Annotated in this window: 9 protein-coding genes; 4 read left to right on the top strand and 5 right to left on the bottom strand. The window is 74.5% G+C overall.

Translation table 11 applies throughout. The features are described from left to right. Positions 1-62 precede the first annotated feature (62 nt). Positions 63-749, top strand: coding sequence for a class I SAM-dependent methyltransferase (locus tag EST92_RS00430; RefSeq protein WP_129278983.1), 687 nt, complete (start codon positions 63-65; stop codon positions 747-749). Positions 750-789: 40 nt separating this feature from the next. Here EST92_RS00430 and EST92_RS00425 read toward each other — a convergent pair whose 3' ends face one another. From EST92_RS00425 to EST92_RS00405, 5 genes are all read right to left on the bottom strand, one after another. Beyond that, entirely contained in the window at positions 790-1,734 is a 945-nt protein-coding gene (locus EST92_RS00425; RefSeq protein ID WP_129278982.1) for a class I SAM-dependent methyltransferase, read from the bottom strand. Positions 1,735-2,109: 375 nt separating this feature from the next. Further along, positions 2,110-3,024, bottom strand: coding sequence for a carbohydrate ABC transporter permease (locus tag EST92_RS00420; protein ID WP_129278981.1), 915 nt, complete (start codon positions 3,022-3,024; stop codon positions 2,110-2,112). Then, positions 3,021-4,403 (bottom strand): sugar ABC transporter permease, encoded by a 1,383-nt coding sequence (locus EST92_RS00415; RefSeq protein WP_254068364.1) that lies wholly within the window; start codon positions 4,401-4,403, stop codon positions 3,021-3,023. The genes EST92_RS00420 and EST92_RS00415 overlap by 4 nt, the downstream gene beginning before the upstream one ends. A gap of 36 nt (positions 4,404-4,439) precedes the next feature. Then, positions 4,440-5,810 (bottom strand): ABC transporter substrate-binding protein, encoded by a 1,371-nt coding sequence (locus tag EST92_RS00410; RefSeq protein ID WP_174243882.1) that lies wholly within the window; start codon positions 5,808-5,810, stop codon positions 4,440-4,442. Between the two features lie 257 nt (positions 5,811-6,067). Further along, complete coding sequence (locus EST92_RS00405) at positions 6,068-9,406, bottom strand: FHA domain-containing protein (RefSeq protein WP_129279012.1); 3,339 nt, start codon at positions 9,404-9,406, stop codon at positions 6,068-6,070. Between the two features lie 490 nt (positions 9,407-9,896). Between EST92_RS00405 and EST92_RS00400 the strand changes: the two genes are divergently transcribed. From EST92_RS00400 to prfB, 3 genes are all read left to right on the top strand, one after another. Then, positions 9,897-11,528, top strand: a complete 1,632-nt coding sequence (locus tag EST92_RS00400; protein ID WP_129278980.1) for a serine/threonine-protein kinase — start codon at positions 9,897-9,899, stop codon at positions 11,526-11,528. A 196-nt stretch (positions 11,529-11,724) separates the two neighbouring features. Then, positions 11,725-13,032 (top strand): serine/threonine-protein kinase, encoded by a 1,308-nt coding sequence (locus tag EST92_RS00395; protein ID WP_129278979.1) that lies wholly within the window; start codon positions 11,725-11,727, stop codon positions 13,030-13,032. Positions 13,033-13,177: 145 nt separating this feature from the next. After that, the gene (gene prfB, locus EST92_RS00390; RefSeq protein ID WP_129278978.1) at positions 13,178-14,284 is read left to right on the top strand and encodes a peptide chain release factor 2; all 1,107 of its coding nucleotides are present in this window, start codon (positions 13,178-13,180) and stop codon (positions 14,282-14,284) included. The last annotated feature ends 218 nt before the right edge of the window (positions 14,285-14,502 follow it).

Here is a 14,502-nt window from a genome sequence, read left to right as displayed (position 1 = left end):
CCGTTCACAGCTTGCCGGCGCCCCGTGCGCCCCGATTCCTCAGGGAAGGTGACCGCGTCCTGATGCCCGGCCGAACCGACAGCTCCGCCGCCACCGACAGCCTCGACGCCGGGCCGCCGGGCGGTGACACCCGGCCCGCGCGCCCCCTTCGCCCCGCGGGGACCGCGCCGTCCGCCTCCACCGCGCGGCTGCCGGCCGACCGCGGGCGCGGCGGTCCGGCGCGGCTGCTGCCCGCCCGGTCCCCGTTCCGCAGCCAGCTGCGGCGGATCGGCGCCGGCCGGGTGCTGGAGATCGGCTGCGGCGACGGCGACACCCTCGCCGGCTGCGCGCCCGGCAGCGTCGGGGTGGACCACGACCCGCAGTCCGTGGAGCGCTGCCGGGCCCGCGGGCTGACCGCCTATACGGCCGAGACGTTCCTGGCCAGCGCGCACGCCAGGCCCGGCGCCTTCGACGCGCTGCTGACCGCGCACGTCCTGGAGCATCTGGACGACGAGCAGGTCGAGAGCCTGCTGCGGGCCTACGTCCGCTATGTCCGGCCGGGTGGCGGGGTGCTGCTGATCACCGCGCAGGAGGCCGGGCACCGGGCCGGCCCCACCCCGGTGCGCTTCACCGACTTCGCGCTGCTGCGGGCCTTCGCCGCCACCGCGGGCCTGGCGGTGCGGCGGACGTACTCCCATCCGCTGCCGCGCCCGGCCGGGATGCTGCTGCGGTCCAATGTGTTCGTCCTGGTGGGGCAGGTGCCGAGGTAGCGCGGACCGGGCCGGGGCGCTCCGGCCCGCGCCCGGCGCCTCAGTGCCCGCGGGCCCGCTTGCGGGCCTTCACCAGGGCGCGGGTGACGATCGGCGGCAGGACGTCCAGGGCCAGCCGCCGCACCGTGCCGCGCGTCGGGAGCGGCGGGCGCGGTCCCGGGCGGGCCGCGGAGGCCGCCGGGGACTGTGCCGACCGCGGGGCGGAGGCGCCCGCGGAGCGGTGTCGCGAGGCCGGCTGGGCGGGTTCCCTGGCGCCCTTGGCGCTCAGCCGGATCAGCGGGGCGTCGTTGACGAACTGCACCTCGTGCCAGATGTCGCCGCGGGCCGCTATCCACTCCAGCAGCGCCTTCTGGAGCGGCTCGGGGTCGCCCCAGGTGCCGTAGAACTTGGTGCCGGTGATGCAGATGGGGCGCAGCCCCTCGTTCGCGACGGCCTGCCAGGTGGCGGCGGCCACCCCGGGGCAGTGCTCGGCGCGGTAGTCGTCCATCACCACGACGCCGTGCGGGGTGAGCAGCGTGCGCACCGCGAGGATGTCGCCGTGCACATGCTCGTAGAGGTGTGAGGCGTCGATGTGGGCGAAGCGCACCGAACCCTCGTCGACGTGGTCGGTGACGACCGAGCTGAGGCCCTGGACGATGGTGGGCAACTCCTCATGGAACGCACGGTAGTTGGCCTCGAAGGCCCGCCGCGTCAGGGTCGCGTAGGACTTCTTCATCTCCTTGGAGTTGGAGGCGTCCTCGGCGGGGGAGTCGAAGAGATCGCAGACCGTGAAGCGCTCGCCGGCGCGCAGCCGGGCGCCGAGGAAGATCGCGCTCTTGCCCATGTACGCGCCCAGTTCGAGCAGATCGCCCGGCTCGGATTGCTTCTGCTGGTGTGCCAGGAACCAGTCGAACATCAGCTGGTCGGCGGTGAAGAACCAGCCCTTGACCTCGGACAGCCGGGTGGGGCGCGGCAGTGCGGCACTCTCTGCGATGGGGGCAGTCATGTGCGGTCCGTCTCCAGACGGTCGGGAACGTAGGACGAATGACGACGCGTAGGTGAGGGGGATGCGAGCGGTATGTTCCGGCGTTGTCCGCCGTGGATATGCGGGTGCTGCTCGGTGCTGCCTGTTGTCGTTGTCTCCGCGGTCCGGGGCGCACCCGGGTGTCGCGGCCGCTGCGCACGGGCGCGGCCCTGCCGGGCCGGGGGCGCCACCGCTCGGTGCGAGAGTCGTGCGCGCGCCGCTCCGGCAGTCTCCATGACGAAGCCGGGTCACACCATGCGCTTCACGGGACCCGCATCGTAGGGGGAGGAAGATGAACAGGAGATGGCGTGCGGTTCCTCGCCCCGTCTCCCGCGGTCTCACTTCACCGCGCCGTACTCACTTCACCGCGCCGGCCATCACTCCCGAAACGAACTGGCGCTGGAAGGCGAAGAAGACGATCAGCGGCACCACCATCGACAGGAACGCACCGGGCGCCAGCACATCGATGTTGTTGCCGAACTGCCGCACCTCCTGTTGCAGGGCGACGGTGATCGGTGGATGGCCGCTGTCCGCGAAGATCAGCGCGATCAGCATGTCGTTCCACACCCACAGGAACTGGAAGATCCCCAGCGAGGCGATCGCCGGACCGCCCAGCGGCAGCACGACGCGGGTGAACAGCCGCAGCTCGCCCGCCCCGTCCAGCCGGGCCGCCTCCAGCAGCTCGCGCGGGATCTCGGCGAAGAAGTTCCGCAGCAGGAACACCGCGAACGGCAGCCCGTAGGCCGTATGGAAGAGGATCACCCCGGCCGTCGTCTCGAAGAGCCCCACCGCGCCGAACAGCTTGGCCACCGGGATCAGCGCCACCTGCACCGGCACCACCAGCAGCCCGACAACCACCAGGAACCAGCCGTCGCGGCCGGGGAAGTCCAGCCAGGCGAAGGCATGGCCGGCCAGCGCTCCGATGACGACGACCAGCACCGTCGACGGCACGGTGATCGTCGCCGTGGTCAGCAGCGAGCCCATCACCTTGCCGTTGGACAGCAGCTGGCTGTAGTTGTCCCAGGTGAGCTGGGCCGGCTGGGCGAAGACCCGCCACCAGCCGGACTCGGCGATCTGCCGCGGGTCGCGCAGCGAGGACAGCAGCAGCCCCACGGAGGGCATCAGCCAGAACAGCGCGACCAGGAGCAGGAAGAGCCGCAGCGCCCCGCCGCCGGCCCGCGCCGCGATCCGGGCCGTGAGCGGCTGCCGGGCGCGTACCGGACCGGCCGCCCGGCGCCGCTCGGCCCCTACGACTCCGTCGGCGGTCGTCATCGGCGACGCTCCTTCCGTATGCGCCGGAGGTTGACGTACATCACCGGCAGCACGAGCAGCAGCAGGAAGACGGCGATCGCGCTGCCCAGCCCCTCGTCGACATCCGTGCCGAACGACGACTGGAAGAGCTGCAGCGCCAGCACATTGGCTGACCGGAGGCTGGAGCCCGGCGCGATGATGTAGACCAGGTCGAAGATCTTCAGCACATTGATCATGAGGGTGACCAGCACGACCACCAGGACCGGGGCCAGCAGCGGCACGGTGATCCGGCGGAAGACCTGCCACTCCCCGGCGCCGTCCACCCGGGCCGCCTCCAGCAGCTCACGCGGGACGCCCGCCAGCCCCGCCGCGATCAGGACCATGGCGAAACCGGCCCACATCCAGACGTAGGAGCCGATGATGGCCGGGGTGACCAGTGCCGGGCCGAGCCAGTCGACGCCGCGGTAGGCCTCGGCGAAGTCGGCCGCGGGCAGCCGGAGCCGGGCGCCCCCGGTCCGCTCGACGGGCAGCGTGAAGGTGCCGTCGGCCGCCGTCGTCGCCGAGGCGACCACCCGGCCGCCCTCGACCGCCTCGATCGTCAGCCCGGCCAGCCCCTTCTCGTTGCCGTCGAGGACGTTCGGGCGGCCGCCGCCACCGCGGGTGAAGTCCAGCCACACGGTGCCGGTGATCGCTCCCGGCCGGGGCCGGGCGGCGGCCGCGGGCCGGGCGTCGCGCAGATCGCCCGGCCGGACGGCGACCAGCGGCAGCGGGACCGGGGACCCCGTACGGGCGGCCGAGCGCGTGGTGAACCCGCCGTCGCCGGACGGCGCGAGGCCGGACCCGGGCCGCGGCTTGGCGCCCGGGAACGGCGCCGGGTCGGCGAACGTGTCATGGACGCCGACCCACATCGCGTTGGCGACACCGCGCTGCGGGTCCTGGTCGTAGACCAGCCGGAAGATGATGCCGGCCGCCAGCATGGAGATCGCCATCGGCATGAACACGATCAGCTTGACGGCGGTGCCCCAGCGGATCCGCTCGGTCAGTACCGCGAAGATCAGCCCCAGCACCGTCGAGACCGTCGGCGCCACCACGACCCACACGACGTTGTTCTTCAGCGCCGTACGGATGCCGTCGTCCGAGAACATCGCGCCGTAGTTGCCCAGCCCCACGAACCCCGTGCCGGAGGCGTCGAACAGGCTCCGCCGGACGGAGAAGGCGATGGGGTAGGCGACCAGCGCCCCGAGCAGCAGCAGGGCCGGCAGCAGGAACCCCGCGGCGATCCACGGCCGGGTGGCCGGCACGCGCGGCCGCCCGCTACGGGGCCGCCCGCTGCTGGATCGCCCGCCGTTGGGCCTCCCGCCGTGCCCGCTGCTGACCTTGCCGACCTGTGCGTCGCTCATCGTGAGGTCCCCCGGTCCCGGTCGATTCGGTCGGCGTCAGTGCCCGAACGACCGGGCGGCGTCCTTCTCCAGCCGGCTCTGGATGCCCGCGACGTCCTGGGGGTTCTTCAGGAAGTCCTGGAGGTCCTTCCATTCGCCCTGGCCCGGCTTGCCGCCGAAGGAGGCGGGCGCCTGGTCGGACATGTCGAAGCGGAAGTCGTCGCCCGCCGCGATCAGCGCCTTGGCGATCGTGCGCAGCACGTCATTGGCGTACGCGGCCTGGTCGAGCGCCTTGTTGGGCGAGAGGAACCCGCCGGCCCGCGCCCAGATCCTGGCGGCGTCCGTCGACGCCAGGAACGTCAGCAGTGCCTGCGAGGCCTTGGTGTCCTTGAGGGCCACCGCCACATCGCCGCCGGTCACCACCGGGGACTTCGCGCCCACCGCGGGGAACGGGAAGACCTTGGCGTCCGTGCCGATCCTGGCCTTGGTCTGGCTGATGGTGGCGGCGGCGAAGTCGGCCGAGGAGACCATCGCGGCCTTGGGCGCGTCACCGCCGCTGAAGGTCCGGGTCACCGACGTCGGGAAGTCCGTCTGCAGGGCACCGGAGTTGCCGCCGGCGAGCAGATCCTTGTGGCCGACGAGCTCGCCGAGGGTGGTCAGCGCCCGGGTGACGGACGGGTCGGTCCACTTGAGCTCGTGCCGCGCGAGCTGGTCGTACTTCTGCGGTCCCGCCTGCGAGAGGTAGATGTTCTCGAACCAGTCGGTCAGCGTCCAGCCGTCCGCGCCGCCCACCGAGACCGGCTCGACGCCCGATTCGGCCAGCGTCCGCGCCGTCGTGAGGAACTCCCGCCAGGTCTTCGGCTCCTTGACGCCGGCGTTGTCGAACGCCCGGGCGTTGTACCAGACCAACGACTTGTTGCTGGCCTTGAAGTAGACGCCGTACGGCGTGCCGTGGTGCGTGCCGAGGTCCTGCCAGCCCTTGGCGTAGTTCTTGGTGAGCTGTGCCTTGGCGTCCGCGCCGAGCGGCTTGAGCCAGCCCTTGCGCGCGAACTCGTGGAGCACACCGACCTGGGGGAGCATCGCGACGTCCGGCGGTCCGCCACCGGCGATCTTGGAGCCGACGAAACCGGCCAGGTCGTCGCCGCTGGGCACGAAGTCGACGGTGGCTCCGGTGCGCTTTTCGAACTCGTCCAGCACCTTGCCGAAGTTCTCCCGCTCCGGCCCCGTCCAGACCGCGGTCACCTGCACCTTCTGGCCGTCGAGGTGCGGGAGTCGGACGGTGGGGGCGGTGCCGCGGTCCGTGCCGCCGCCGTCCGCGTGGTCCGTGCCGCCGCCGCTGCCGCAGGCGGCCAGCGCCAGGGCGAGCGCCGCGGTCGCGGCCACCGCGGTCGTGGTGCCGAGCGTCGTCCGGTCGAGTCGTCTGCGCATCCCCGTAGCCCCTTGTCGCTGCGCCTGCCGTGCGGGTGCGAAGGGAGCGCCGTGTCACGTCGTGCCGCGGCGTCCCTGCGGTGCCGTTCGCGTCGTGCCGAGCGGTGGTGCGGTGTCGCGCTGCGCCTCGTCGTGCGGGTCGGTGTGCGACAGTCCTACGCCCCGGCCGCGGGGTCCGCAATACCGCGTTCCGCGTCAACTGACTTTCATGGCGGTGGTGTTGTGGACGGCAGCCGGGTTCCACGGCAGGTCGGGGCTCACAGCAGGGGTGGGGCGGCCGCGGCGCCCGAGGACTGCGCGGCCCGCTGGAGCGCACTGGCCAGCAGCGCCAGGTCCGTCGGACCGTTGCCCAGCTCGCGCAGCGGCCGCCGGGCCGGCGGGTCGCCCATCCGCGCCCACTCCAGGGGGACGACCGTCGGCCGGAGGGTGGACGTCCGGGGTATCCGCCCGGTCACCCGGCCCGCCTGGAACGGCGTCGAGGAGCCGTCCGCCACGCGGTGCAGCCGGCCGCGGCCGGGGGGCACCGGCTCGGACGCACCGTCGGCGGCGCCCAACTGCACCCGCAGACCGGCCCGTTCACTCGTCGCGGTCTCGTCCGTACGGTCCGGATGGCCGGTCGCGGCTATCAGATGGACCCCGAGCGCCGCCCCGTCCCGGGCCACCGCCTCCAGGGCCCGTACGACCGAACCGGCGGCCGGCCGGCCCATGCTGCCCAGTGCCGGCGCCACCAGCGCGTCGAAGTCGTCGACCAGCACGAACAGCCGCGGCATCGGCACCGCCGCCGGCGCACCGTCCGCCGCGGGTGCCCCGCTGCGCGCCCGCAGCCGCAGCGTCCCGGTCGTCGACGGGTCCGCGTCACCGGCCGCCGACCCGCTGGTGCCCTCGGTCGTCCGCCGCGGGGCGACGACCCGCGGCGCCGGCAGATGCCGGCTGCGCCACTCGGCGAACGGGGTGCCACCGAGTATCTCCGTGCGCCGCTTCAGCTCGGAGGACAGCGCCTGGGCGAACTCCCGCATCCGGACCGGCTCCGAGGCCGCGAGGTACGTCGTGACGTGCGGCAGGTCCGTACACACCCGCAGCCCCTCGCCGCGCTCGCTGCCCCCGCCGTCCACCAGCACCAGCGACAGCAGATCCGGACGGTCGGCGGCCGCCAGCGAGGCGGCCAGCGCCCGCAGCAGCTCGGTCTTGCCGGTGGCCGCCGCGCCCGCCACGAGCAGAGGTGCGCCGTCGGCGGCGAGGTCGGCGCCCAGCGGGCCGTGCGGGCCGGCGCCGAGCACCGCGACGGCGCCCGCCCGGTCGGTGTCCAGCGCGGCGGCCCAACGGGCCATCAGGGACGCCGGGGTGGCGCGGGCCAGCCCCAACTCGTCCAGCAGCCGCGCCGCGTCCGGCAGCGGGACGGCCGCACGGGGAACCGCGGCGCCCCCGGCCGGCGCACCGTCCTCGCGCAGCGGCGCCAGCGCCCGGGCGAACCGCTCGGCCCAGGCACCGGAGACCGCGTCCACCGTCGCGACCGTGCCCTTGGGGCCGGAGCCCGGCTGGACGACGCGCAGCGCCGTGGCGACATCGCCGCTGAGCACCGCGACCGCCCCGCACTCCCCGAAGGCGGGGGACGCCGCCCGGGCCGCCTCGTACGTCGCCGACAGCGGGAAGGCGGGGGAGGCGGCCGGGGTCTCGGCCAGACACAGCAGGTGGATGCCGGCCGCCGGGCCGCCCGACGCGAGCCGGGCGGTGGTCTCGCGCAGCGCCGCGGAGCCGGGGTCGCCGTCCACGATCACCAGGGTGAACGGGCCCCGGTGGCGGGCCGCGGCGGCGGCGGTCTCCGCTCGTCCGGCGTCGGCCCAGCCGGGACCCAGCGGGCCGTCGTCGAGCCGGCGCACCAGCTCGGACGTACGGGCCGCGGCCTGCTCCTTGTCGTACGCCAACAGCAGCCGGCAGTCCTGGCCATGGGCCGGGCGGACCTGCGGCAGCCAGCCGAGCCAGGACCATTCGGCCACCCGCTCCTCGGTGGAGCGCGCCCGGTCCGCGCTGATCAGCACGATGTCGAGGGTGCCGGGGGAGTGCAGCGCGGCGAGCTGGGCGAGGGCGCAGCGGGCCAGCCCGGTCAGCCGGGCCCGCGGTCCGGCCAGCCCCAGCGAGCCGGCCCGGCGCAGCCCGACGGTCACCGGCGCCGCGGCCCGGCCGCCGCCGCGGGCGGCCGTCCCCAGCCGGACGGTCAGTGCGTCGGGGTGGTCCGGGCCGCGCTCCCAGAGCCGGGGGCCCGGGCCCAGGGCGGTGAGCAGGATCGCGGCGGGGTCCGGCCACCGCTCGTCCGCGGCGGGCCCGGACACCTCGTCCGCCGCCCAGGTCTCCCCGGCGTCGTCCGCGGGGGCCGCCGGGTCGCCGGCCGGTGGGTACGCCACCGGGAGGGTCTCGGGCCGCTCCACGGCGGGCCGGCCGCCGGCCAGCCGCCGCGCCCAGGCGCCGATACCGCCCCGCCGCCCGCCCTTACGGGAGGACTCCTCGGCCGGCGCGAGCGCCTGCTGCCCGCCGTGCGTGCGGTCCTGCGCCCCGCCGGGGAAGCCGTCGGCGCGCGGGGCGCCGAAGCCGTCGGTCCGGGCGCCCTCGTCGGTCCGGTCGTAGACCTGGCCGCCGGAGAGATCCGGGAAGGGGGCGGCGGCGGGAGCCCGCCAGGCGTCCGGGCCGGGGTCCGGCGCGCCGAGCCACGACTGGTCGCCGCCGGCCGGGGTGCCGCGCAGCGGGGTGTCCCGCCGCCCCGTCCCCGCCGCCGGGCGGGTCGGCGGTACGGGAGCGGAGGCGGCTGCCGGGCGGCCGTACCCGGCTCCTGCGTACGCCCCGCCGGCCGCGGCGGTGGCTCCCTGCGGACCCGGTGCCGCTGCGTGGTCTCCGCCGGCCGCCGCCGGCGCCGCGGACGCGCTCGCGCCGGCCGCCCCGGGGGTGATCCGCAGCTGTCCCTCGCCGTCCGGCGCGGTCGCCAGCGCCGGGTCCGGGGCGCCGGGCGCGGACTGCAGGCGCAGCGCGGACTCGCCGATCCGCAGCAGCGCGCCGGGCCGCAGCGGCGCGGGCCGTTCGCCGAGGTCGGCGCCGTCCACCGCCGTGCCGTTCGTGGAGCGCAGGTCGGCCACGGTCACCGCGCCGTCGGGCCCGACCGTCACGGCGCAGTGCAGCCGGGAGACATCGGGGTCGTCGAGCGGGACATCGGCGTCGGCGGAGCGGCCGATGCGGATCTGGCCGCCGTGCAGCAGATGCACGCCGCCGGCATCGGGGCCGGAGACGACGCGCAGCCGCGCGGAGCCGTGCGGCAGGCCGTGCGCCGGGGAGGGGCCGGGGTGCTGGAGGGAGAGCACCGCGCCGTCGATCAGCGGGGGCTCGCCGAGCGCCGCCCGCTGCGGATCGAGCCGCTCGGTCCCGGCATACAGCACCACGGGGGCGCCGCTGCCGCCCGCGCCGCCGACATCCGCACCGGAGCCCGCCACGGAGGCCGCGAGCGAGCCGGCCACCGCCGCCAGCGCGGTCCCGGCGGGGGCCGTCACGAGCACGTCGCAGGCCCGAGTGGTGTGGCCGCTGCGCGGCCCGAGGACGGTCAGCCGGATCTGCATCGCCGTCAACGGTCCCTTCTGCCGGGATCGCAGGGGGTCCGCTCCTCCCCCCACCGCACCCGGGCACGTCGGCACGGACAAGTCCCAAGTGCACGGCGCGACAAAGACCGCCCGCCCCCACCGCATCGTGCTGGGAGCATCCTCGCACCTGGCACTGACAACACGCCCGCCGACCGCCGTTCAGTGATCTTGATTGGTCTTCTAAGGGCGAAAAAGTGCCTGCTTGCGTGCCGTGCCCGGCCGGAATTCGACCGGCGTGGTCAGCTCGGAACGGTTCCCGGCCCGGACGTGCGGGCGGTGTGCGCACCGGCCGGCCGCGGCGGGCAACCATCCGCCGCGAAGGTGCGTCTTTCCCACAAGCCTGTACCGAGCCGTCCGGACCGAAAAGATTGTGCGACGGCACTACAGTGGGTCGGACGGCCGTGCGGTGGCGCACCATCCGATCCGGCGGGCCAGGCAACGAGAACCACACCACCAGGGAGCGCATGACGTGCGGCCGGTAGGCAGCAAGTACCTGCTCGAGGAACCGCTGGGACGCGGCGCCACGGGCACCGTCTGGCGTGCCCGCCAGCGGGAGACGGCGGGCGCCGAGGCCGCCGTGGCAGGAGAGCCCGGTGAGACGGTCGCGATCAAGGTCCTCAAGGAGGAGCTGGCGCACGACGCGGACGTGGTGATGCGCTTCCTGCGGGAGCGCTCCGTCCTGCTGCGCCTGGCCCACCCCAACATCGTCCGCACCCGCGACCTCGTCGTCGAGGGCGATCTGCTGGCCCTGGTCATGGACCTGGTCGACGGCCCCGACCTGCACCGCTACCTCCGCGACAACGGCCCCTTCAGCCCGGTGGCCGCCGCCCTGCTCACCGCCCAGATCGCCGACGCGCTGGCCGCCAGCCACGCCGACGGCGTGGTGCACCGCGACCTCAAGCCCGCCAACGTGCTGCTCGCCGGGTCGGACGGCAGCGGCGAGATGCACCCGATGCTGACCGACTTCGGCATCGCCCGCCTCGCCGACTCCCCGGGTCTGACCCGCACTCACGAATTCGTCGGGACCCCCGCGTACGTGGCCCCGGAGTCCGCCGAGGGCCGCCCGCAGACCTCCTCCGTGGACATCTACGGCGCCGGGATCCTGCTGTACGAACTCGTCACCGGCCGGCCGCCGTTCGCCGGGGCGACCGCCCTGGAGGTGCTGCACCGTCACCTCAGCGAGGAGCCGCGCCGTCCCAGCACGCTCCCCGAGCCGCTGTGGACGGTGATAGAGCGCTGTCTGAGCAAGCGCCCCGAGGAGCGGCCCGGCGCCGAGAACCTCGCGCGGGCACTGCGCGCCGTCGCGTCCGGCATCGGGCCGCACGCCTCCCCGGCGCAGGCCGAGGCCGCGCTGGGCGTGGCCGCGCTGCTCGCCCCCGACCCCGCGCCCGCGACCGTCCCCGGGACGGGCGGCGACGGCGGGACCGGCGGCGACGCCGACCCCACCCAGGTGCTCCCGTCCGGTGCCGGTTCCTACGACCCGGCCGCGGCGACCAGCGTGCTGCCGTCCACCGGCGGCCAGGGCGGCCAGGGCGCCCCCGGCGGGCAGGGCGACCCGACCCGTGCGATGCCGCCGATGCCCATGGGCGCACCGGCCGGCGGACCGCAGAATCCTGACGGCCCCCATCCGTGGGAGTCCCAGATGCGGGCCGCCCGCGACCGCAACGAGCAGACCCAGGTGCAGTATCTGGACCCCACCGAGGATCCGCTGCGCCGCCGTCCGCAGCGTCAGCCCGCCCCCCAGCGGCCGCAGCAGCCCCCCTACCGGCAGCAGCCGGCGCCGTACCAACAGCAGCAGCCGCAGGCGCCGCAGCGCCGTCAGGAGCCGCCGCCGCAGCGCTATGAACCACAGCGGCCGCCCGCCCCGGAGCCCCGGCCCCGGCGCGAGCCCCGCCCGCGCAGCGCCAACCCGATGAAGATCCCGGGCCTGGGCTGCCTCAAGGGATGTCTGTTCACGATCATCCTGCTGTTCGTGGCGGCCTGGCTGATCTGGGAGCTCACCCCGCTCCAGGAGTGGATCGGCACGACCAGGGGTTTCTTCGCCCAGGTCGGCCACGTCTTCACCAGCGTGCAGCACTTCGTGCAGAAACTCGGCGGCTGACGCCGGCCGCCCGCGGGGGATGCCGCGGGCGGCACCGAACCCACTCAGTGGATTTGTCGACTTCTGACGGGCAATTTCGCCCGGAGAAGTGAAGGTTGCCGCCGTACGGGGCACGAACTCCCCTGGCATCCGCGTAGCTTTGACGCCAACCTCAGCCCTCGCAGGACGCTCGGGGGCCCGACACGTCGGAGCAGTCTTGGCACGGAAGATCGGCAGCCGGTACACCGCCCACCAGATCCTGGGGCGCGGCAGTGCCGGCACGGTATGGCTGGGCGAGGGTCCCGAAGGGGCCGTGGCCATCAAGCTGTTGCGTGAGGATCTCGCGGCCGACCAGGAGCTCGTCGGCCGCTTCGTCCAGGAGCGGGCGGCCCTGCTGGGCCTGGCGGACCCGCATGTCGTCGGCGTCCGCGACCTCGTCGTCGACGGCAACGACCTGGCGCTGGTCATGGAGCTCGTACGCGGCACCGACCTGCGCACCCGGCTGGAGCGCGAACGCCGGCTGGCCCCCGCGGCGGCCGTCGCGATCGCCGCCGACGTCGCCGACGGGCTCGCCGCCGCGCACGCCGCCCGGATCGTGCACCGCGACGTCAAGCCCGAGAACGTCCTGCTGGACATGCAGGGACCGCTCGGCCCCGGCGGCGCGCACCCCGCGCTGCTCACCGACTTCGGCATCGCCCGGCTCGTCGACGTGCCGCGCCGCCTCCCCCAGACCCCGGCCGGGGGGAGCACCGTCCCGCTGCGCTCGACCAAGGTCATCGGCACCCCCGACTACCTCGCCCCGGAGATCATCGAGGGCCTGCCGCCCCGCGCCTCCGTGGACGTCTACGCCCTGGCGACCGTCCTGTACGAGCTGCTCGCCGGGTTCACGCCGTTCGGCGGCGGCCACCCCGGGGCGGTCCTGCGCCGCCATGTGACCGAGAGCGTGGCGCCGCTGCCCGGGATCCCCGACGAGCTGTGGCAGCTGCTGCTGCAGTGTCTGGCCAAGGCGCCGGCGTCCCGGCTGCGCGCCCCCGAGCTCGCCGCCCGGCTGCGCGAGCTGCTGCCCTCTCTGGCCGGCATGCCGCCGCTCGACATCGACGAGCCGGAGGACGAGCAGCCGGAGGACGCCCCGGAGAGCGCCGCCGGGTCCCGTGACGAGGCGTTCCCCGCGCCGGCGGCATCGGGCGAGGCCACCCCGCCGCGGGGCGCCGTCCCGCTCGTCCAGGGCGCGGCCCCCGACTCCAACCGGGACACGCACACCAGCATGCGGGTACCGGGCCCGGACGAGCTGGCGGGCGGCGCCCACGGCACCGCCCGCGCCCCGCGCGCCACCGGCGAGCGCCGGGCGGGCTCGGCCCGGCACCGCGCCTCGACGGAGGCGGTGCGCCGCCGCCGGATCAAGCTCGGCGCGGCCGCCGCCGCGTTGGTCGTGGCGGCCGGCCTGGGCGGCTGGCTCGCCTCGGGCGACGACGACGCGGGCGACGCCACACCGGGCGTCCACCGGTCCGGACCCGACGCCCCGTGACGGTGCCCGGGGCGCGCCGGGCCCGGCGGTGAGCGGCCGGGCGGACGGCGCGGAACCCCTTCCCGGCACGGTGCGGGCGGCTCCCGGCAGGTTCGACCTGTCGGGGCCGGGTCACGCAGACGGTGGCAGCCGTTAGGCTGGGTGCGTGGCAGTCGTGGATGTATCCGAAGAGCTGAAGTCCCTCTCCTCGACCATGGGGTCGATCGAGGCCGTCCTGGACCTCGACAAGATGAGGGCCGATGTCGCCGTGCTCGAGGAGCAGGCAGCGGCGCCGTCCCTGTGGGACGACCCGGAGAGTGCCCAGAAGGTCACCAGCCGGCTGTCGTACCTCCAGGGCCAGCTGCGTCGGGCCGAGCAGCTGCGCGGCCGCGTCGACGATCTCGAAGTGCTCTTCGAGCTCGCCGAGGCCGAGGACGACGAGGACACCCGCACCGAGGCCGAGGCCGAGCTGGAAGCGGTCCGCAAGGCCGTCGAGGAGATGGAGGTCCGCACCCTCCTGTCCGGCGAGTACGACTCCCGAGAGGCGGTCGTCAACATCCGCGCCGAGGCCGGTGGCGTGGACGCCGCCGACTTCGCCGAGAAGCTCCAGCGCATGTATCTGCGCTGGGCCGAGCGGCACGGCTACAAGACCGAGCTCTACGAGACCTCGTACGCGGAAGAGGCCGGCATCAAGTCGACCACCTTCGCCGTGCAGGTGCCGTACGCCTACGGCACGCTCTCCGTCGAGCAGGGCACGCACCGCCTGGTGCGGATCTCGCCGTTCGACAACCAGGGCCGCCGCCAGACGTCGTTCGCCGGCGTCGAGGTGCTGCCCGTCGTCGAGCAGACCGACCACATCGAGATCGACGAGTCCGAGCTGCGGGTGGACGTCTACCGCTCCTCCGGACCCGGCGGCCAGGGCGTCAACACCACCGACTCCGCGGTCCGGCTGACGCACATCCCCACCGGCATCGTCGTCTCCTGCCAGAACGAGCGCTCGCAGATCCAGAACAAGGCGACCGCGATGAACGTCCTCCAGGCCAAGCTCCTTGAGCGCCGCCGCCAGGAGGAGCAGGCGAAGATGGACGCGCTCAAGGGCGACGGCGGCAACTCCTGGGGCAACCAGATGCGTTCGTACGTCCTGCACCCGTACCAGATGGTCAAGGACCTGCGGACGGAGTTCGAGGTCGGCAACCCCACCGCGGTGCTGGACGGCGACATCGACGGCTTCCTGGAGGCCGGGATCCGCTGGCGCAAGCAGCAGGAGAAGTGACGGGCCCGGCCCGGATCTGAGCACCGGACAACTGCCTCCCTCGGGGAGGCAGTTGTTTTTGCTGTGGCGGTTTGGTCACAGTCGTATGTCCATGTACCGCCCAACTCTTGCCAATTCGGACGCCGGGACTTTATTCGGCCTTGACGATGATGGTCGAACTGGGAAGGGTGAGCGCGGCATGCGTATGTCATGGGGCGCGTGGTGCAACGGGGAGATGA

The sequence above is a fragment of the Streptomyces sp. TM32 genome (genome assembly GCF_004122755.1).
Taxonomy (GTDB): Bacteria; Actinomycetota; Actinomycetes; order Streptomycetales; family Streptomycetaceae; genus Streptomyces; species Streptomyces sioyaensis.
Note: the sequence above shows the minus strand (reverse complement) of the source record. Positions and strands in the feature narration are given on the sequence as shown.

Bases quoted from the DNA above. Each gene is read 5' to 3' on its own strand.
- EST92_RS00430 (WP_129278983.1), top strand. From the start codon at position 63: ATGCCCGGCCGAACCGACAGCTCCGCCGCCACCGACAGCCTCGACGCC.
- EST92_RS00425 (WP_129278982.1), bottom strand. From the start codon at position 1,734: ATGACTGCCCCCATCGCAGAGAGTGCCGCACTGCCGCGCCCCACCCGG.
- EST92_RS00420 (WP_129278981.1), bottom strand. From the start codon at position 3,024: ATGACGACCGCCGACGGAGTCGTAGGGGCCGAGCGGCGCCGGGCGGCC.
- EST92_RS00415 (WP_254068364.1), bottom strand. From the start codon at position 4,403: ATGAGCGACGCACAGGTCGGCAAGGTCAGCAGCGGGCACGGCGGGAGG.
- EST92_RS00410 (WP_174243882.1), bottom strand. From the start codon at position 5,810: ATGCGCAGACGACTCGACCGGACGACGCTCGGCACCACGACCGCGGTG.
- EST92_RS00405 (WP_129279012.1), bottom strand. From the start codon at position 9,406: ATGCAGATCCGGCTGACCGTCCTCGGGCCGCGCAGCGGCCACACCACT.